Origin of the sequence: Pseudomonas mosselii, assembly GCF_019823065.1 — a bacterium.
In the GTDB taxonomy this organism is placed as follows: Bacteria; Pseudomonadota; Gammaproteobacteria; order Pseudomonadales; family Pseudomonadaceae; genus Aquipseudomonas; species Aquipseudomonas mosselii.
This window is the reverse complement of the sequence record NZ_CP081966.1, coordinates 2,873,741-2,893,104: the sequence shown is the minus strand read 5'-3', so window position 1 is coordinate 2,893,104 and position 19,364 is coordinate 2,873,741. Positions and strand designations below refer to the sequence as shown.

Genomic DNA, 19,364 nt, shown 5'->3' with positions numbered 1-19,364 from the left:
ACGGCGAGCTAGTCCGGCAGCGTTCCTGCCACTGTCTCGCCGCACACGGTAGACGGTGGTTCCCTTCGGCCCTGCGGGGCTGAACATTCCTCCTTCCTTTCCTGCCCTGCCACCTGGCTAGGCGCGTGGCCCTGCGCATTCCTCGCTTTCATTCGCGTCGTCTGCGGTCGGCGCTCGTGCGGGCCATCGCCCGCGGAACGGAGTTCGCTATGGATTGGAAAATCTTTCTGCTGCGCGTCAGCGTGGCCCTGCTGCTCGGTGCCCTGATCGGTGCCGAGCGTCAACTGCGCCAGCGCCTGACGGGCCTGCGCACCAACGCCCTGGTCAGCACCGGCGCCTGCCTGTTCGTGCTGATGACCCAGGCCGTGCCGGGCATGGCGCCCACCGATGCCTCGCGCATCGCCGCCTATGTGGTGTCGGGCATCGGCTTTCTCGGCGGTGGCGTAATCATGCGCGACGGTTTCAATGTACGCGGCCTGAACACCGCCGCCACCCTCTGGTGCACCGCCGCGGTCGGCGTGTTGTGCAGCCTCGGCTTGCTGCTGGAGGCCTCCCTGGGCAGCCTGGTGGTGCTGTGCGCCAACATCCTGCTGCGCGACCTCGCCCAGCGCCTGGACCGCCAGGACGTGGTGCCGGCCAGCGAGGTCGAGCAGCGCTACGAGGTGCGCATCGTCTGCCGCGCCGAGGACGAGATCCAGGTACGTAGCCTGATGCTGCACAGCCTCAGCGACCCAGGCCTGCGCCTGCAGTCACTGCACAGCGAGGACCTGCCCGACCCGGCACGCCTGGAAGTGCGCGCCGAACTGCTCGGCACACCGCAGGCGCCGACCCAGCTGGAGCGTCTGGTCGGGCGGGTGAGCCTGGAGAAAGGTGTCAGCGCCGTGCGCTGGCAGCTGCAGGCCCAGGGTCTGCCCACTGACTAAACGTCGTCACGCACGTGCCGTTCGCGCAGTTCCTGGCGCTCCTTGGCCTCGACGCACAGGGTCGCTGTGGGCCGCAGTAGCAGGCGGCGCAGGCCGATCGGTTCACCGGTTTCCTCGCACCAGCCATAATCGCCACGGGCCAGGCGCTCCAGCGCCTGGTCGATCTTGTCCAGCAGCTTCTTCTCCCGCTCCAGCGAGCGCAGTTGCCAGTGGCGCTCCTCCTCGGCGCTGCCGATGTCGGCGGGGTCGCTGTGCACTTCCTGTTCGCGCAGGGCGCGGAACTCCTGCTCGATGCGCGTCTGCAGCTCGCCGCGCTGGGTCAGCAGCAGGTTGCGGAAGAACTGGCGCTGGGGTTCGTTCATGTAAGCAGTGGCGGGTTGTTGCAGCAGTTGCTCTTCAGTCATGGGGGTCACTCCGGGACACTGGGGGCGCCTTGCGGCCTTTTCGCGGCATGGAGCCGTTTCTACGGGATCTGGGGGATTCAGCGGTCGAACATCAAGGGCAAGCCCTGGCATTGGTCACGTACCCGCCCCTGGTGCCAGGCCAACTGTCCGGACACCACCGTGCTGCGCACCACATGGTGGAAGGCGCGCTGCTGGAACGGCGTCCAGCCGCAGTGCGCCAGGATCGGATCGTCAGCGACAGCCCGTGGGCTGGCCAGGCGCTCGACGATGGCGAAGTCCGCCCAATACCCCTCGCGCAGGAAGCCGCGTTCGCGAATGGCGAACAGTTCGGCCACCGCGTGGCTGGTCTTGTTCACCACCTGGGCCATGCTCAGCAGCCCCTCGCTGACCAGCTCCAGCGCCGCCGGCAAGGCATGCTGCACCAGCGGCAGCCCCGATGGCGCGCGGGTATACACGCGGCGCTTTTCCTCCAAAGTGTGCGGCGCATGGTCGGTGCCGATCACATCGATGCGGTCGCGGGCCAGGGCCTTGCGCAGGGCATCGCGGTCGGTACCGGTCTTGATCGCCGGGTTGCACTTGATCAGGTGACCGAGGCTGGCGTAGTCACTGTCGTCGAACAGCAGGTGGTGCAGGCACACCTCGGCGGTGATGTGCTTGCCGCTCACCGGGCCCGGCGTGAACAGCGCCAGCTCGCGCACCGTGCTCAGGTGCAGCACGTGCAGGCGCGTGCCGAAGCGCCGGGCCAGCTCCACCGCCAGGCTCGAGGAGCGGTAGCAGGCGTCGGCGTCGCGGATCAGCGGGTGTGCGGCGGGGGGAATGAACTCACCATGGCGGGCCCGCCACCAGCCCTCGTTCTCGAGGATGCTCGGAGTGTGCTCGCAGTGGGCCAGGACGAGGGTCGGCGCATAGACGAAGAGCTTTTCCAGTACCTGCGGGTCGTCCACCAGCATGTCGCCCGTGGAGGCGCCCATGAACACCTTGATCCCGGCCACTTCGCGCGGATCGAGGGCAGCGATGGTGTCCAGGTTGTCGCGGCTCACGCCGAAATGGAAGCCGTAGTTGGCCCGCGAACTCGCCGCCGCCCGCCGCTTCTTGTCGGCCAGCGCGTCCAAGGTCAGGGTCGGCGGGTTGGTGTTGGGCATGTCCATGTAGCTGGTGATGCCCCCGGCCACCGCCGCCCGCGACTCGCTGGCGATGCTGCCCTTGTGCGGCGCCCCCGGCTCGCGAAAATGCACTTGGTCGTCGATCATCCCCGGCAACAGCCAGGCGCCCTTGGCATCGATCTCCAGCGTCGCCCGGGCATTGTCGAGGCTGCCGGCGATCCGCTCGATGCGCCCGTGGCGCACCAGCAGGTCGCCTTCAAACTCGCGCCCTTCATTGACCAGCCGTGCGTTGCGCACCAGCAATGTGTCCATGTTCAGAACTCGTTCTGCAGAGCCTTGTAGCCCTGGACCAGGTCGATGTTGGTGCGCGCCACGTCCTCGGAGAACTCCGAGGCCGACACGCTGACCGGCGGGTAATGCTCCAGGTCGGTGTGCGGGCCGATGTGCTCGGTGGGCGGCACATAGAAGCGCGGCGGCAGGTCGCGGCCATCGACCACCGAGTTGTGCCGCACCACGCTGCCGTCGCCGACCTTGCAGTTGAACAGCACGCTGTTGAAGCCGATGAACACTCGGTCACCGACCTCGCACGGGCCATGCACGATGGAGCGGTGGGCGATCGAGCTGTACTGGCCGATGCGCACCGCCGCGCCGGACTTGGAGTGGATCACCACGCCGTCCTGGATATTGGAGTTGGCACCGATGACGATCGGCTGCATGTCGCCGCTGCCATCCACCTCGTCGGCGCGGATCACCGCGTAGGGGCCGACGAACACGTTGTCATGGATGATCACCTTGCCGCAAATGATGGCGGTGTGGTCGATATAGGCCGATTCAGCAATTTGCGGGAGATGGCCGGAGGGGTTTCTGCGGATCACGGTAAGGGCTCTGCAAGGAAGGAAGAGCCAAATGTTACGTTATAACATTTACAATGCAACACCTCCTCACACCGATCTGGCAAACTCCGCCTACCTGCGTGACAACGCGCGGGCGCATTATCGCACCTACAGGTCCTGATCCCCCATGCGTATCCGCCCCACCCTCGTCAGCGACATCCCCCTGCTTCCCGCCCTGGAACACTCCGCGGCCCAGGCTTTCCGGCAATTGCCGCACCTGACCTGGCTGGCCGACAGCGATGTGCTGGGCGAAGCCGAACACCTGGCGTTCGTCACCGAGGGCGGCAGCTGGGTTGCCGTGGATGATCAGGACCAGCCGCTGGGTTTCCTCTGCGCCAGCGCCACAGGCGACGCCCTGCACATTCACGAGTTGTCGGTCCGCCAGGAAGCCCAGGGCCAGGGCCTAGGGCGTGGACTGCTGGACCAGGCGCGGGCGGCCGCGCGCCTGGGTGGCTTGCCCTGGCTGACCCTGACCACCTTCGACGATGTCCCCTGGAATGCCCCGTTCTACGCCCGCTATGGCTTCGAGCGCATCCCAGCGTCGCAGGTCGATACACGGCTGCAAGGCATCCTCGCCGGCGAACTGGCCCATGGCCTGGGCAACCGCTGCGCCATGCGCCTGTCGCTCGGCGTTTGAGCGATGTTTTCATCCAGCCGGCCATTGACGTAGAGTCGGATCACCCGTGGTAACGGACAACCCGATGGACAAGTACGCCCCCCGCCAGTGGCTCCCCCACGAGAAGCCCAGCCTGCCCGGCTCGCCCTCGACGCCGCTGCACGCCCCGGCCAAGCGCCTGGCCTACGGCTTGGTCGGCCTGCTGGTGGCCATCACCGGCGGTCTGGGCAACGCCCTGGTGGTTGCCAACCTGCCGTTCCTGCAGGGTGCGCTGGGGGCCACCAGCGCTGAAATGGCCTGGTTGCCGGCCGCCTTCGTGATGACCAACGTGTCGATGAACCTGCTGCTGGTGAAGTTCCGCCAGGAGTTCGGCCTGCGCGCGTTCACCGAGGTGTTCCTGATGCTTTATGCCCTGGTCACCCTCGCCCACCTGTTCGTCAACGACCTCAACTCGGCCATCGCCGTGCGCGCCGCCCATGGCATGGTCGGCGCAGCGCTGAATTCGCTGGGCCTGTACTACATGATCCAGGCCTTCCCCGCGCAGTGGCGGCTCAAGGCGATGGTCCTGGGTTTGGGCGCCTCGCAGCTGGCGGTGCCACTGGCCCGGGTATTCTCCGAAGACCTGCTGCAGATCGCCGAGTGGCGCGGACTGTACCTGTTCGAGCTGGGCCTGGCCCTGACCGCGCTGGGCTGCGTGCTGCTGCTCAAACTGCCCCCCGGTGATCGCTTCAAGACCTTCGAACCCCTGGATTTCCTCACCTTCACCCTGATGGCCAGCGGCACCGCCCTGCTCTGCGCGGCGCTGTCGCTGGGACGCATCGACTGGTGGCTGGACGCGCCGTGGATCGGCGTCGCCCTGGCCGCCGCCATCGCCCTGATCCTCTCCGGCCTGGCCATCGAGCACAACCGCAGCAACCCGTTGCTGATGACCCGCTGGCTGGGCAGCGGCGCGATCATCCGCCTGGCCCTGTGCGTGGTCCTGATCCGCATGGTGATCTCCGAGCAGTCCACCGGCGCCGTGGGGTTTCTCCAGGCGCTGAACATGGGCAACGAGCAGATGCGCGCGCTGTACGCGGTGATGCTGTTGGGCGCGGTCACCGGGCTGGCCACCAGCGCCCTGACCATCACCCCCCAGCACCTGGTGCTACCGCTGTTCATCTCCCTGGCCGCCATGGCCACCGGCGCCTTCATGGACAGCACCTCGAGCAACCTGACCCGTCCGGCGCAGATGTACCTCAGCCAGTTCCTGCTGGCCTTCGGCAGCACCTTCTTCGTCGGCCCGTCGATGGCGCTGGGCATCGGCCATGTGCGCGCCAACCCGCGCAACCTGGTGAGCTTCTCGGTGCTGTTCGGTATCTGCAACAACCTCGGCGGACTGATTGGCTCGGCGTTGCTGGGCACCTTCCAGACCGTGCGCGAGAAGTTTCATTCCAGCCAGTTGATGGACCGCCTGAGCGCCCTGGAACCCCTGGTCAGCGCCCGCGTGCAGGGCGGTGGCGCCGGTTACGCCGGGGTCTTGGCCGACCCGGCGCTGCGCAACGAGGCCGGCATGCGCCTGCTGGCCAACGCCGCGACCCAGGAGGCCAACGTGCTGGCCTACAACGATGTGTTCATGCTGATCGGTACCATCGCTATCCTGACCATGATCTGGATCTTCATTCGCAGCCTGTACCTGCGCTACAGCCACTCCACCAGCGGTGCTTCAAGCCGATGACCCAAGAGACGCCAACGACCACCACCACCGCCCTCGCCGAAACCCCGGAAGGCACGCCGCCGCCCAGCGAACCGACCAGCCCGGCGCGCACCCGGCGGGTGCGCCTGCTGTCGTCGCTGAGCTTCGCCGCCGTGGCCCTGGCCGGTATCCTGCTGGTGCTCTACGCCTGGCGCCTGCCACCGTTCAGCAGCGCCATCGAGAGCACCGAGAACGCCCTGGTGCGCGGCCAGGTGACGATCATCGGGCCACAGCTGGGCGGCTATATCGTCGAGGTGCCGGTGCACGACTTCCAGTTCGTCAAGCAGGGCGACCTTCTGGTACGCCTGGACGACCGCATCTACACCCAGCGCCTGGCCCAGTCCATCGCCCAGCTCAAACAGCAGGAAGCGGCGCTGGCCAACAACCTGCAGCAACGCAACAGCGCCGAGGCCGGCATCGCCCAGCGCCAGGCCGCGATCAGCGACGCGGCAGCCCAGGCCGACAAGGCCAAGGCCGACCTGCAGCGCAACCAGGCGCTGGTCAGCGATGGCTCGGTGTCACGCCGCGAACTGGACCTGAGCCGCGCCAGCCATGCCGCCGCCGTCGCCAGCCTGGCCCAGGCCAGGGCCGCGCTGGAAATCGCCCGCCAGGATCGCGAGACGGTGATCGTCAACCGCGCTGCGCTGCAGGCTTCGGTGGAGAATGCCAAGGCCGCCGTGGAGCTGGCCCGCATCGACCTGGACAACACTCGGGTCAAGGCGCCGCGCGACGGCCAGTTGGGGCAGATCGGCACCCGCCTGGGCGCCTACGTCAACCCCGGCGCGCAGTTGATGGCGCTGGTGCCGGACACCTTGTGGGTGATCGCCAACCTGAAGGAAACGCAGATGGCCAACGTACGCATCGGCCAGCCCGCCACCTTCACCGTCGATGCGCTCAACCACCTGAAGCTGCGCGGCCATGTGCAGCAGATCTCGCCGGCCACCGGTTCCGAATTCGCCCTGCTGCAGGCCGACAACGCCACCGGCAACTTCGTCAAGATCGCCCAGCGCATCCCGGTGCGGATCACCGTTGATGACGATCAGCCCGAGGCCAGGCAACTGCGGCCGGGGATGTCGGTGGTGGTGAGCATCGATACCCGCCAGGCGCAGTGATCGGCGGCATCAGAACCGCTCCGCCACCATCTTGAACGGATAAGGCCGCGCCTTGTACTTGCCGATCTTGCCGCGCTTGGGCAGCGACACCTTGTGCTCTTGGCTGAGGTCCTTGTAAGGGATCTGCTGCAACAGGTGGCTGATGATGTTCAGCCGCGCCTTGCGCTTGTCCTCCGAGCGCGCCAGGTACCACGGTGCCCAGGATGAGTCGGAGGCGGCGAACATGTCATCGCGGGCACGGGTGTAGTCGTCCCAGCGGGTGTAGGACTTGACGTCCATCGGCGACAGCTTCCACAGTTTGCGACCGTCGCTGATGCGGTCCTGCAGGCGGCGGGTCTGTTCCTCGGCGCTGACTTCGAGCCAGTACTTGATGAGGATAATCCCCGACTCGACCATCATCCGCTCGAACATCGGCACCACGGTGAGGAACTTGTGGGCCTGCTCGTCGCTGCAAAAGCCCATCACCCGTTCCACCCCAGCGCGGTTGTACCAGCTGCGGTCGAAGATCACCACCTCGCCCGCCGCCGGCAGGTGGGTCAGGTAGCGCTGCGCGTACATCTGGGTCTTCTCGCGCTCGGTGGGCGCCGGCAGCGCCACCACGCGGAACACTCGCGGGCTCACGCGTTCGGTGATGGCCTTGATGGTGCCGCCCTTGCCGGCGCCATCACGGCCCTCGAAGACGATGCACACCTTCAGGCCCTTCTCCACCACCCACTGCTGGAGCTTGACCAGCTCGACGTGCAGCCGCCTGAGTTCCGCTTCGTAGGTCTTGCGTCCGAGTTTCTCCGTGGCGTCACCCTTGCGTTTCTTCCCCTCGCCCTTGGCCATCGGCGGCTCCTCTGTGGTCGTTGCAGGTCTGTCCGTTGACGGCTGCCCGAAGGTGCCGGAGCGGACCCGAGGAGTATGGATGAGCATCGGCATTTTGCCGGAACTGGCGCAACGCGGGCGTTGCCAAACAGCGCACAGCGCCGAGGATATGTCGTCTTGCCATGATTGCGGGGGCTCTGGCCCGCGGGTTCTAATCCCGTACCAGCCGGCCTGGCCGGCGCGCAACCCTGCAATTGGCAACTCAAGGAAGCCTTACAATGGACAGGAAGATCATACCGCTGGCACTGCTGGCGACCCTGGTCGGCTGCTCGGACGGCCAACAGCCCGACGAAGCCGAGCTGCGCCAGGCCGCCCAGGCGTACCTCGACACCCGGTACCCGCACTGTTTCGTGATCAGTGCCTTCCCCACCCGCACCCGTGACTTCGATGTGGAGGGCACCAACAAGGCCTTGCACGCCCTGGCCCGGGTCGGGGTGGTCAGCGAGCGGGAAGTCGCCCGTACGGAGGTGCCGGAGCGCCTGTGGCAACCAGCGCGCACTGACATCTACTACGCCTATGACCTGACCGACGAGGGCCGGCGTTACTACAAGGCCGACGCCCGGCCCAGGGCGAACGGCGCCAGCACCGGCGGGCTGTGCTTCGGCAAGGCCCGAGTCACCGCCGTCAAGGGTTTCAGCGCACCTGTCGAGCACAATGGCCGACGGCAGTCCCAGGTGACCTACAGCTACCAGGTCACCGAGCTGCCGGTATGGGCCAGTGACGCGGCGGTCCAGGCCAACATCGCCGGGCTTGGGCTGGCAGCGGGCAGCTCGGCCAAACCGCTGGAGGAAACCCGATCCATGGTGCTCACGGCTCAGGGGTGGGTGCACGAGCAGTTGCTGGCCAACTGAACGGGGTGTGTTAATCCTGGGAAAATCCGTGGCCTCCATTCTTGCCTCGATCCGGCTGCCAGGGTGGCCGGTTTCAAGGTCAATCAATGGAGGTTTTCCGGTGAACAAATCCTTAGCATCTGTGCTCGCACTTTTAGTAATGATCTCGGCGGGTTCGGCTTTTGCGGAAGGTGGTGCTGATCGCCTCAAGGAACGGAGCGATCAGTGGGCGCTGCAGCGGCAGCAGGCTGAGCAGGTTGCCCAGGGGGGCGTGCCCTTGTCGGATCAGTCGCGGGGTGGGCAGCAGCAGGGGGTTGGGAGTGACGATAAGCCTTCCAGTTGATTAGGTTCGGGTTCGGGTTCGGGGAGATTGTTTTGATTCTTGTATGCGCATTCGTAGGTGATGTCGACATTTAGTCACCTTTTCGCCTTTACGGCGACCTACTTTTCTCTAGGGAAAAGTAGGCAAAACCGTTCCGCTCCGTTCATCCGGCCCCTGCGCTACGCTCCGGGGTTCCCTCGCTCCGTTCTTGCTCCCGGGAGGACCGCGCTGAACGCCCCATCCTGGGGCGCAGCGCTTGACGGCCATCCATGGCCGTCACCTCCCTTCGCAAGAACTCCGCTCGGCCTCCTGAAGTCGCAATTGGTGGCGCCTGAACTACCGCGCGCTTAGAAGCAAGAGCAAGAGCAAGAGCAAGAGCAAGAAGCGCGAAGTTAGTTGTTTTACTATTAGTTATGTATTGACTGTTCCGGCCCTTTCGCGGGTCAAGCCCGCTCCTACAGGGTTATATTTAACGACGACTATTGCGTGGGAGCGGGCTTGCCCCGCGAAACGATCGAAAGATTAATAAATCTCCAACTAGCGACAGCTGCGCCAGTTCAGGCGCCGCCCGTAACTTCGCGACTTCAGGAGGCCGAACGCAGGACTTGCGCAGGGAGGTGACGGGCATGGATGCCCGTCAAGCGCTGGGGCCCAGGATGGGCCCTGCAGCGCGGTCCTCCCGGGAGCAAGGCCGGAGTGAGGGAACCCGGAGCGAAGCGGAGGGCCGGATGAATGGAGCGCCACGGCTTTGGTTACTTTGGCCACGACCAATCTATGGTCACCCCATTTTTTGCAATACTGTTCATCAGATGGAATGGATGGCTTGCTTCAATCTATCCGGCGTCTATTGGGCTCGCATCCCGCGCCACGATGAGCATTCGCACCTGGCGATCCTAACAAAGTAGGCGGCTTCCAAGAGCCAATTGGTCGTTCAGGATCATCGCCAGGCCGATCGGCCGTTTATTTCATCTGTTGTTCAGCTATCGCAAAACCTGATGGTGAAACTCGGTGCAGCACAACGGGGTCAGGCGTTTATCGCGTCTGGCTCCGTTTTATATTGCGTGTGCCGAGTGGCAATGGCCCACGCAATGCGTGCCAGTTTGTTGGCCAACGCGCAGGCCACCACATTGGAGTGACGTCGCGCGAGCAATGAACGCACCCAATCGGCCAATGGGCCTTTCTGATACTTCAGGCGAAGCATGTAGACCCGTGCGCACAGCACCAGCAAATGCCGAAGGTTCTTGTCGCCACGCTTGCTGATCCCCAGCAAAGCTGGCCTACCACCAGTGCTGTACTGGCGGGGCACCAGACCTACAGAGGCCGCAAAGTCCCGGCTACTGCCGTACTGCCGAGCATCTCCCATTTCTACAGCCAGCAGGCTGGCGGTGATCGGCCCAACACACGGCATGCTCAGCAAACGACTGCCTAGATCATCGTCAGCCAGTTGGCTCTCCAGCTCTTTGTCCAACACCTTGATCTGCTCGCTCAAGTAGACGAAATGATCATGCAGGCGCTGCAGTAATGCGACGAGCCGTATTGGCAGGTCGTGCTCTTCAAGCACCGAAGCAAGGCGTTTGACCACTGCCAATCCGGTCGGCAGGCTGACACCGAATTCGAGCAGGAACCCATGCATCTGGTTCACCGTCTTGGTTCGGTCGCGGATCAATGATTCACGCATCCGATGAGAAACAGAGAGCGTTTGCTGCTCAGGCGATTTTGGCGTCACAAAGCGCATGGAGGGTCGGGAAGCGGCTTCGCAGATGGCTTGCGCATCGACGAAGTCATTCTTGTTGCTCTTGACGAAAGGTTTAACGAACTGCGGCGAGATCAGCTTGGCCTCATGATCCATCGCTTTGATTTCTCGCGCCAGGCAGTGTGAACCGGCACAGGCCTCCATCACTACCGTGCAAGGGGGATGATTGGCCAGAAACCGCATCATCTGCTGCCTTGAGCACTTCTTGCGCATTACCTCTTTGCCGAACTTGTCCTGGGCGTGCAGGTGGAAGGTATGTTTACCAATGTCGATGCCGATCAGGGTCACGCTGCTCATGATGACGGTCTCCGAAGTAAAAGCACCCTGCGAAAGCGTACGCCTCGCAGGGTGCCGGGGTGACCATCTCATTAAGTAACCCGCCGTAAGGGCGGAAAGGTGAATAAGCGTCAACATCGCAAATGAATGCGCATACAACGATCAAAACCACCCAACAACAACAACAACAACAACAACAACAACAACAACAACAACAACGCCAGGTCAGGCCTCAGGCCCCCGAGGCAACCCGTCGACCTGAGCCGTACTGGCCTCGACCGGCGGCGTCAACCGCAAAACCCGATCCCGTCCTCCTTCAGCCAGCAAATACCCCCCCTTGCCATCCGGAACAATAGCCTGAGGCGCCTTCAGATAGCTGAGAATCGTATGCCGAGCACCATCACCATCAATCCGCACCAACCGCGCCCGATGAGTGGAATCCTCGCTGATCCACAATCCACGCTGATCGCAAAGCAGGAACGTCGGGTTACGCAGCCCCTCAACCACCACCGGATCAGCGCCTTCGGCATTGAACGCACGAATCTTGCCGGTAGCCTTCTCGGTATACAGCAACCGTCCATCGGTACAACGGGTCAGCCCTTCGGTCTCGGTCAACCCCGCACGCAGCACATCGACCTCACCGCTGCGCCAGTCGTATCGCATCAATCGGCCATCACCCTTGCGGTCCTCAATGGCATAAAGATGCTGGCCATCGTTATACAACCCCTGCACATTGTTGCCCGAGAACAGCTGGCTGACCCTGCCATCGCGCGACAGGCTGACCGGAGCCCCGCCTACCTCCTGGCTGAACGCCCATCCACCCTCGACAGCAACCATACCGTCGGGCTTGGACAGGCCATCGAGCACCACCATCCGGTCACCCTCGGCAGTGATGCGCATGATGCTGCCCTTGCCACCGTTGAGCTCGCGACTGACCAGCAAGCTGCCGTCGGCCTGGGGCAGCAACGAGGCGGCCCGGGTCACCGAATTGTGCAGCACCTGAACGTCCCAGCCCTCGGCGGCCTGCACCGGGTAGAAGGACTGCCAGCCGAAAAAACCCAGGGTACAGGCCAGCAGCCCTCCGGTACCGGCCAGGGCGAGGCGAACAGCACGTTTGCGCAGGACAGGTATCATCGATTCAGCTCCGTGGAAGTGCTGGCGATGCTAGCAAGGCGATGTGAAAAAAATGTCATGGCCGTAAACCCTGGGAAACTTCCTACACCGGCGCCATGAGAATGCTGTCATGACATTCAGCAACTGGATACCGGGTATTCCAACATTTAATTTGTAGATGGCGCCGGCCCGCCCCTATGCTGTCGGTGCATCCCCTGCACGCACCGGCCGGTGTGGTCCAAGGCATGGGGAGAGAACAACAAGTCGAGACCGTTCATGTCGAAACCTTCCTACTTCGCCCCCCACGGTGGGCACCCGGCTCAGACCGAGCTGCTGACTGACCGTGCCATGTTCACCGAAGCCTATGCCGTCATCCCCAAGGGCGTGATGCGTGACATCGTCACCAGCCACCTGCCGTTCTGGGACAAGATGCGCATGTGGGTCATCGCCCGCCCGCTGACCGGTTTCGCTGAAACCTTCTCCCAGTACATCGTCGAAGTGGCCCCCGAAGGCGGCAGCGAGCGTCCTGAGCTGGACCCGAACGCCGAAGCGGTGCTGTTCGTGGTCGAGGGTGAAATCGACATCACCGTCGAAGGCAAGCACCACACCCTGGTGCCGGGCGGCTACGCGTTCCTGGCCCCGGGCGCCGACTGGAGCCTGCGCAACAACAGCAAGGCCAATGTCACCTTCCACTGGCTGCGCAAGCACTACCAGAAGGTCGAGGGCCTACCGGTTCCCGAGTCGTTCGTCACCCACCGCGACAACGCCACCGTCATCGAGATGCCTGGCACCGAAGGCCGCTGGGTCACCACCCGCTTCGTCGACATGGCCGACATGCGCCACGACATGCACGTGAACATCGTGACCTTCCAGCCGGGCGGGGTGATTCCGTTCGCCGAGACCCATGTCATGGAACACGGCCTGTACGTGCTGGAAGGCAAGGCGGTGTACCGCCTGAACCAGGACTGGGTCGAGGTCGAGGCCGGCGACTTCATGTGGCTGCGCGCCTTCTGCCCGCAGGCCTGCTATTCCGGCGGCCCAGGCCCGTTCAGCTACCTGCTGTACAAGGACGTCAACCGTCACGTGCACCTGACGCTCAATCCGCAGCGTTGATGCAATGCAGGAGCGGGCACGCCCGCTCCTGCCGGTCTTGATCCATACTGATCGGACCTTCCTCCTTCGGCGTCCCCGCCATGCCCCTCCTGCGCCCTCTGTTTGTCCTGCTGCTCCTGCTGCCGGGCACCTTGCCGTGGGCAGACGACTGGCAACTCGCCCACCAGGAAGACGGCATCGATGTCTACCTGAGCAGCGTTGAGGGTTCGGCCTACCAGCAGTTCCGCGGCATCACCCGGATCAAGGCCAGCCTGCGCACCCTCACCGACCTGCAGGAGAACCTGCGGGTGGCCTGTAAATGGCTGTACGCCTGCGCCGACATGCGCCTGCTGGAGGTGGACGGCGACACCACCTGGGTCTACCTCACCACCGCCCTGCCCTGGCCGGCCAAGCCCCGCGACATGGTGCTCAAGGTGCGCACCGAGCGCCTCGACAGCGACACCTTGGTCCGTCACCTGAGCGCCGAGCCCGGACGGGTGCCGGCTGCGCCCGGGCTGATCCGGGTGCGCCGGCTCAGCGGCGAATGGGTCATGCGTCCGCTGGGCGAGCGCGAGACCGAGGTCACCTACCAACTACGCGCCGACCCGGCCGGCGATGTGCCGGGCTGGCTGGCCAATCGCTTCGTGGTGGATGCGCCGATGGTTACCCTGAAGACCCTGCGCGCCGTGGCCGAACGCCAGCCGTGATGGCTAGCGACTGCGCAGCAGCAGGGACGCCAGCGCGCAACCGAGCAACGCCACGCACGACAGATAGAACGCATCCGAATAGGCCATCAGGTAGGCCTGCTCGCGCACGCTCTGGTCGATCAGCGCCAGGGTCTGCATCACCTGTGGTGACTGCGGATCGACCATGCCATCGGGCAGGCGCTGCTGCAGCGCGCCGTCGAACAGCGTCAGCCCTTCGCCCACCCGCACCGAATGAAAACGCTCGCGCTGCGACACCAGTTGCGTCAGCAACGCCGTGCCCAAAGCGCCACCCAGGTTGCGCAGCATCGAGATCAGCGCCGAGGCCGAGCCGGCCTGGGCCTTGTCCAGGCCCTTCACTGCCAGCACCGACAGCGCCACCATGATTAACGGCTGGCCGATGCCGCGCACCACAGTCGAAGGGATGATCACGTTGCTGCCCGAGTCCACCGTCAGCGTCGAGCCCAGCCAACAACCCAGGGCCATGATGGCGAAGCCGCTGGCCACCAGCAGCTTGGCATTGAGCCAGCGCATCAGCCGGGGCAGCAACGGCGCCAGCAGCAGTTGGACCATGCCGTAGGCGATCAGGCTCTTGCCGATCTCGCTGGCGCTGTAGCCCTGCACCAGCGACAGGTAGTTGGGCACCAGGAACACCAGGCCGAAAGTGGCTGCGCCGAACACCGCCATGGCCAGGCTCGATACACCGAAATTGTAGCTGCCCAGCAGGCGCAGGTTGATGAACGGCCGTGTGCCCCACAGTTGGCGCTGGATGAACAACGCCAGGGCGATCATCGCGACGAGGCTGAAACCGACGATGAAGCGCGACTCGAACCAGTCCTTGCGCCCCCCCTCCTCCAGCACCACTTGCAACGCACCCAGCCCCAGCGCCATGGCGGCGATGCCCAGCCAGTCGGCCTGGCGCAAGGCACTGCGATCCCCGGCCTGACCCTTGATCGACCAGGCCACCGCCGCCAGCAGGGCCACGCCCGGCGGCAACTGCAGCAGGAAGATCCAGCGCCAGGAGTACATGTCGGTGAGCCAGCCGCCGATCGACGGCCCGGCAGCCTGGGCCACGCTGTTGGACAGGCTGAACAGCGCCATGCCCAGCGCCAGGCGGCTGGCCGGCAGCTCGGTGATGATCAATTGCATCGACAGCGGTATCAGCACCGCACCGGAGGCGCCCTGGATCACCCGCAGGCTGATCATCGCCTCCAGGCTGCCGGCCATGGCGCAGCTCACCGAGCTGACCAGGAACACAGCCGAGCCCACCAGCATCACCCGGCGCAGGGAAAACACCTGCACCAGCCAGGCGGTCAGCGGGATCATGCTGATCTCGGCCACCAGGTAGGCGGTGGAGATCCACGAGCCCTCCTCGAAGCTGGCCCCCAGCGCGCCCTCGATCTCGGGCAGGGCGGCACTGGTGACATGGACGTTCATGCCAGCCATGAAGCAGCCGAACAGGCCGCCGATCACCGCCACCCAGGCGCGCAGGGAGACCTTTTCTTCAGCGCTCATGGCGGGCCTGCCGGGTGTCGACGGTGGCGATCACCGACATGCCGGGCAGCAGCCGTGGGCTGTCGTCACCCGCCGGGTCGAGGTGGATACGGACTGGAAAGCGCTGGACGATCTTGGTGAAGTTGCCGGTGGCGTTGTCCGGCGGCAGCAGCGCGAACACCGCGCCGGAACCCGGGGAGACGCTGTCCACCGTACCGCGCCAGTGCTGGCCGAAGGTGTCCACCTCAAGGGTCACCGGCTGGCCGGGACGCATCTGCGCCAACTGGGTTTCCTTGAAGTTGGCCACCACGTACGCCTGTGCCACCGGCACCACCGCCAGCAGCGGCAGGCCGGGGGTGACGTACTGCTGCTGGCGTACCTTGCGCTGGCCGACCACGCCGTCGAACGGCGCACGGATCTCGGTGTCGGCCAGGGCGCTGCGGGCCAGGTCAGCCTCGGCGCGGGCCTGGTCGAGGTCGGCCTGGCGTTGCAGCAACTCAGCCTCCAGTTGCTTGCCCTGCTGCTCCAGCATCGCCTTGCGTGCATGCTGGCGCGCCAGTTCGGCGTCGGCCGCGCGCTGCATGGCCTGGGCCTGGATACGAGTAGCGCGGGCCTGCTCCATGCGCTGCACGCTGGCCGCCTGCCATTGCGCCAGGTGCTGGTAGCGCTGCCAGTCGGCCTCGGCCCGCTGCGCCTCGCCGCGACTGCCACCACGCTCGGCGTCGGCACGGGCGATGGCATGGGCCTGCTCGTCCTGCTCGGCAGCGAAGGCGCGCAGGCGCATGCGCTGCACCTGCAACGCCGCCTCGCTCACCGCCAGGTGCGCCTCGGCCTTGCGCAGGCGATCGCGAAAGTCCCGTTCGTCCAGGCGCACCAGCAGGTCGCCGGTCTTGACCGCGGCGTTTTCCGCCACCGCCACCTCAGCCACATAACCACTGACCCGAGCGCTGATCGGTGCCCAGTCGGCGCGCACGTAGGCGTCGTCGGTCTGCTCCAGGAAACGACCATCGAGCCACCAGTAGCCGCCATAGGCCGCCAACAGCAGACCTACGCCCCCGGCCAGGCCGAAGCGCAGCAGGCGCTGGCGGCGCCGGATCTGGGTTTGTTCGAGGGTGTGCTGGGGATCTGGGCTGACCGCCTGGTTCATGCTGGGCTCCATCCGATGGGGGGAGCGCCAGGGTACGGAAACTGTGATTGTCGTTCGCTCGTGAATCGGCAAGCAATCGTCGTGAAATGGACAGCAGATCAATCAACGCTAATCCTGCGTGCGGAACCTGTGAGCGGCCTTGCCGAGGCGTCGGACCGTTCGGATGGGCTGCGCAGCAGCCCCAGCGATTGATGCGTCAACGCTGAAGCCCTGGGGCCGCTTCGCGGCCCTTTCCGACCGGTCCGACGCCTCGGTAAGGCCGCTCAGGGGATTGCGTTGGCTGTGGAATGCCTTCAATCCTGCAGGAACGCCAGCACCTGCTCCGCGGCCATCGACGGATCTTCCTGCATGAAGCAGTGCCCGCCCGCCACCTGCTGCCCGCTCACCTGGGCATTGAGCCCCGCCAGGCGCTGTACCGAGTGCGGCACGAACGGATAGGTCTGCTCGCCGTACAGGATCCGCGTCGGCGTCTGGATACGGCCCAGGTGCTGCCACATGCGTTCGGGGAACGAACTGAAGATCTCCACCTCGCGGCTGGGCCGGCACTTGAGCACCACGCCTTCGCCACAATCCCCGATGGCGTGCTCCACGTAGGCCTGCAAGGCGGCATCGGTCCAGCCCTTGAAGATCCCGCGCCCTTGCAGCGAGGCCTGCGCCGACTCACGATCGGGCCAGTGGCTACGGCGGGTGGCGGCCTTGCGCGCCAGAGCGTGGCGCCGGTGCAGGCCGACCATGGCGGCGGCGCCCATCACTCCGATCATGCGTCGGCTGAACAGCACCGGGTCGAGCAACACGGCGCGTTGGAACAACTGCGGCTCGCTGGCCAGGATCAGGCCAGTGAGCACGCCGCCGAAACTGTGGCCCAGGGCGTAACGTGGAACATCTCCATATTCGCCGCGCCCGGTCTCGAACGCCTCTACCGCCAGCGCCGCGCTGCGATTCCAACCGCAAAAGGCGCCGCCGTGATCACTGTCGCCATGGCCTTGCACATCGCTCAACCACAGGTCGAAGTGTTCACCCAGGCGCATGAGCATAGGTTGGTAAACCAGGCTGCAGAAACCGTTGCCATGCAGAAAGTGCAGCAGCGGCTTGCCGCTGGCGGGGGTTCGCCATCCACGCAGGGTAAAGCCTTCGGCGCATTCATGGGACCAGGGAATCAACTCCATCGACGGCACTCATCGGCTCTAGGAAAACGCCGATTCTACAAACAGCAGCGGATACAGTGAAATCACCAGCAGCACGGCCATCAGGACATTGAACAGCACCACCGCGCGCGGATTGCGCAGCAGGTTGCGCAAGGCGCTGCCGAACATCACCCAGATACCGACGCTCGGCAGGTTCACCAGGGCGAACACGGCGGCAATGACAATCACGTTGAACACGTAGCCCTGGGCCGGCGTATAGGTGGTGATCGCCCCGACCGCCATCACCCAGGCCTTCGGGTTGACCCATTGGAACGCAGCGGCGCCCCAGAACCCGAGCGGCTTGCGGCTGCCGCCACTGTCGCCGGACATCGGACCGGACGTGGCGATCTTCCAGGCCAGGTACAACAGGTACGCCGCACCTGCGTAGCGCAGGATGCTGTACAGCGCCGGCCAGGCCTTGAACACCTCGCCCAGCCCAAGGCCGACCGCCAGCACCATCACCATGAAACCGACACTGATGCCCAACGCGTGGGGAATGGTGCGGCGCACGCCGAAGTTGACCCCCGAGGCCAGCAGCATGGTGTTGTTCGGGCCGGGGGTGATGGAAGAGACGAAGGCGAACAGGACGAACGCACTGAGCAGATCGAGCGAGGCAAGCATGACGGCGGTTTCCGGCTTTTCTGATTATCGAAAGGCCACAGTAGCGGAGGGTTGGGGGAAATGACCGGTACAGTTACGCTAAATTGAGCAGATACAAATTTCTGTTCCATTCATATGCATGTTTGCTGACCGCTTCTACATCATCGGCGCGGCAAATCATCCGCCAGGCACCTGGCGGCCTCACTTCGTTTTCCCTGACACTACCGATCACCTTTGTACCCAACCGATCACAAGGAAGCCCACCATGCCCGTGACCATCCGCCCCGCAGTTCGCGGCGACGCCGCCCAGATCCTGGCCTTCATCACCGAACTGGCCGACTACGAGCGCGCCCGCCACGAAGTCGTGGCGACCCTCGCCGACATCGAGCACAGCCTGTTCGACGCGAGCAGCACGGTGCGCAGCCTGGTCTGCGAGCGCGACGGCCAGGCCATCGGTTTCGCCGTCTACTTCTACAGCTACTCCACCTGGCTGGGGCGCAACGGCATCTACCTCGAGGATCTCTACGTCACGCCTCAGCAGCGCGGCGACGGTGCCGGGCGCAAGCTGCTGCGGCATATCGCCCGCGAGGCGGTGGAGAATGGCTGCGGTCGCCTGGAATGGAGCGTGCTGGATTGGAACGAGCCAGCCATCGGTTTCTACCGCTCGCTGGGCGCCGAGCCGCAGGACGAGTGGATCCGCTACCGCCTCGACGGCGAGCGCCTGCGTCAGTTCGCCGAAGGCTGAGGCGCCTGCCCCCAGAACGACGCCTGCGCCAATACCGGCACCTCGACGCGGCTGTGCTGGCCGCCGCGCTCGATCACCAGGCCGCGGCCTTCGATGGCCACCAGGCGCACGCCGCGGGCCAGTTCCTCGCCACTGCGCACGGCACGCGCCGGGCCGCCGTCGATGCTGACGATGGCCACCGCGCCCTGGCTGCCGGCCATCACCCCACTGACCTGGATCTGCGCCTGCAACGGCAGGTCGGCGAACCAACGCCCGGCCGGTGTTTCACTGGGTGTCAGGGCCTCGGCAGGCTGCAGCGAGGCTACGCCCGGCGAGGGCTGCAGCAACAGGCTGGTCCAGGTCACAAGGCCGGCGATCAGGGCCAGCAACCCCAGCCCCTGCAACAATGGGCCGAGGGAAAGGTTGGGATGGACAATACGCATGGTCACGCGCTCCTTGTGTGCCTGTGCCCGAG

Annotated in this window: 19 protein-coding genes; 8 read left to right on the top strand and 11 right to left on the bottom strand. The window is 65.1% G+C overall.

Annotation, left to right across the window (positions count from 1 at the left end; all coding sequences use genetic code 11):
* The first annotated feature begins 209 nt into the window (after nt 1–209).
* Nucleotides 210–923 carry an MgtC/SapB family protein gene (locus tag K5H97_RS13410; protein ID WP_028688770.1) on the top strand — a complete coding sequence of 238 codons (714 nt, stop codon included), beginning with the start codon at nt 210–212 and terminating at the stop codon, nt 921–923.
* On the opposite strand, the gene dksA is transcribed toward K5H97_RS13410, so the two are convergent.
* The 3 genes from dksA to K5H97_RS13395 form a co-directional block, all read right to left on the bottom strand.
* A complete protein-coding gene (dksA, locus tag K5H97_RS13405; RefSeq protein ID WP_028688769.1) occupies nt 920–1,327 on the bottom strand; it encodes an RNA polymerase-binding protein DksA in 408 nt (135 codons plus the stop codon). The genes K5H97_RS13410 and dksA overlap by 4 nt on opposite strands.
* Before the next feature lie 77 nt (nt 1,328–1,404).
* Complete coding sequence (locus tag K5H97_RS13400; protein ID WP_028688768.1) at nt 1,405–2,742, bottom strand: dihydroorotase; 1,338 nt, start codon at nt 2,740–2,742, stop codon at nt 1,405–1,407.
* 2 nt (nt 2,743–2,744) lie between these two features.
* Nucleotides 2,745–3,305 carry a gamma carbonic anhydrase family protein gene (locus K5H97_RS13395; RefSeq protein ID WP_028688767.1) on the bottom strand — a complete coding sequence of 187 codons (561 nt, stop codon included), beginning with the start codon at nt 3,303–3,305 and terminating at the stop codon, nt 2,745–2,747.
* A gap of 145 nt (nt 3,306–3,450) precedes the next feature.
* Between K5H97_RS13395 and K5H97_RS13390 the strand changes: the two genes are divergently transcribed.
* The 3 genes from K5H97_RS13390 (at nt 3,451) to K5H97_RS13380 (ending at nt 6,783) form a co-directional block, all read left to right on the top strand.
* Nucleotides 3,451–3,960: a GNAT family N-acetyltransferase gene (locus tag K5H97_RS13390; protein ID WP_028688766.1), complete on the top strand. Its 510-nt coding sequence runs from the start codon at nt 3,451–3,453 to the stop codon at nt 3,958–3,960.
* A 64-nt stretch (nt 3,961–4,024) separates the two neighbouring features.
* Nucleotides 4,025–5,653 carry an MFS transporter gene (locus K5H97_RS13385; RefSeq protein ID WP_028688765.1) on the top strand — a complete coding sequence of 543 codons (1,629 nt, stop codon included), beginning with the start codon at nt 4,025–4,027 and terminating at the stop codon, nt 5,651–5,653.
* Nucleotides 5,650–6,783, top strand: coding sequence for an HlyD family secretion protein (locus tag K5H97_RS13380; protein WP_028688764.1), 1,134 nt, complete (start codon nt 5,650–5,652; stop codon nt 6,781–6,783). The genes K5H97_RS13385 and K5H97_RS13380 overlap by 4 nt, the downstream gene beginning before the upstream one ends.
* Nucleotides 6,784–6,792: 9 nt before the next feature.
* On the opposite strand, the gene ppk2 is transcribed toward K5H97_RS13380, so the two are convergent.
* Nucleotides 6,793–7,611: a polyphosphate kinase 2 gene (gene ppk2 / locus K5H97_RS13375; RefSeq protein ID WP_028688763.1), complete on the bottom strand. Its 819-nt coding sequence runs from the start codon at nt 7,609–7,611 to the stop codon at nt 6,793–6,795.
* A gap of 257 nt (nt 7,612–7,868) precedes the next feature.
* On the opposite strand from ppk2, the gene K5H97_RS13370 reads away from it, so the two are divergent.
* A complete protein-coding gene (locus K5H97_RS13370) occupies nt 7,869–8,501 on the top strand; it encodes a hypothetical protein (protein WP_028688762.1) in 633 nt (210 codons plus the stop codon).
* 1,325 nt (nt 8,502–9,826) lie between these two features.
* Here K5H97_RS13370 and K5H97_RS13365 read toward each other — a convergent pair.
* Both K5H97_RS13365 and K5H97_RS13360 read right to left on the bottom strand, forming a co-directional pair.
* Complete coding sequence (locus K5H97_RS13365; protein ID WP_197867106.1) at nt 9,827–10,852, bottom strand: IS110 family RNA-guided transposase; 1,026 nt, start codon at nt 10,850–10,852, stop codon at nt 9,827–9,829.
* A 204-nt stretch (nt 10,853–11,056) separates the two neighbouring features.
* Nucleotides 11,057–11,965 carry an NHL repeat-containing protein gene (locus K5H97_RS13360; protein ID WP_028692240.1) on the bottom strand — a complete coding sequence of 303 codons (909 nt, stop codon included), beginning with the start codon at nt 11,963–11,965 and terminating at the stop codon, nt 11,057–11,059.
* Nucleotides 11,966–12,220: 255 nt separating this feature from the next.
* Here K5H97_RS13360 and K5H97_RS13355 point away from each other — a divergent pair, with 255 nt between their 5' ends.
* Both K5H97_RS13355 and K5H97_RS13350 read left to right on the top strand, forming a co-directional pair.
* Nucleotides 12,221–13,057 (top strand): bifunctional allantoicase/(S)-ureidoglycine aminohydrolase, encoded by an 837-nt coding sequence (locus K5H97_RS13355; protein WP_028692239.1) that lies wholly within the window; start codon nt 12,221–12,223, stop codon nt 13,055–13,057.
* Between the two features lie 80 nt (nt 13,058–13,137).
* Entirely contained in the window at nt 13,138–13,743 is a 606-nt protein-coding gene (locus K5H97_RS13350; protein ID WP_036986571.1) for an START domain-containing protein, read from the top strand.
* A gap of 3 nt (nt 13,744–13,746) precedes the next feature.
* Here K5H97_RS13350 and K5H97_RS13345 read toward each other — a convergent pair whose 3' ends face one another.
* The 4 genes from K5H97_RS13345 to K5H97_RS13330 all read right to left on the bottom strand — a co-directional run bounded on the left by K5H97_RS13345 (nt 13,747) and on the right by K5H97_RS13330 (nt 18,186).
* Entirely contained in the window at nt 13,747–15,255 is a 1,509-nt protein-coding gene (locus tag K5H97_RS13345) for an MDR family MFS transporter (protein WP_028692237.1), read from the bottom strand.
* The gene (locus tag K5H97_RS13340; protein WP_028692236.1) at nt 15,245–16,381 is read right to left on the bottom strand and encodes an HlyD family secretion protein; all 1,137 of its coding nucleotides are present in this window, start codon (nt 16,379–16,381) and stop codon (nt 15,245–15,247) included. Before K5H97_RS13340 ends, K5H97_RS13345 begins: the two co-directional genes overlap by 11 nt.
* A 293-nt stretch (nt 16,382–16,674) precedes the next feature.
* Nucleotides 16,675–17,547, bottom strand: coding sequence for an alpha/beta fold hydrolase (locus K5H97_RS13335; RefSeq protein WP_028692235.1), 873 nt, complete (start codon nt 17,545–17,547; stop codon nt 16,675–16,677).
* Between the two features lie 18 nt (nt 17,548–17,565).
* The gene (locus K5H97_RS13330; protein ID WP_028692234.1) at nt 17,566–18,186 is read right to left on the bottom strand and encodes a LysE family translocator; all 621 of its coding nucleotides are present in this window, start codon (nt 18,184–18,186) and stop codon (nt 17,566–17,568) included.
* A 244-nt stretch (nt 18,187–18,430) separates the two neighbouring features.
* On the opposite strand from K5H97_RS13330, the gene K5H97_RS13325 reads away from it, so the two are divergent.
* Nucleotides 18,431–18,910, top strand: coding sequence for a GNAT family N-acetyltransferase (locus tag K5H97_RS13325; RefSeq protein ID WP_028692233.1), 480 nt, complete (start codon nt 18,431–18,433; stop codon nt 18,908–18,910).
* Here K5H97_RS13325 and K5H97_RS13320 read toward each other — a convergent pair.
* A complete protein-coding gene (locus tag K5H97_RS13320) occupies nt 18,892–19,332 on the bottom strand; it encodes a general secretion pathway protein GspC (protein WP_028692232.1) in 441 nt (146 codons plus the stop codon). The two genes, K5H97_RS13325 and K5H97_RS13320, sit on opposite strands and share 19 nt — an antisense overlap.
* Nucleotides 19,333–19,364 lie beyond the last annotated feature (32 nt).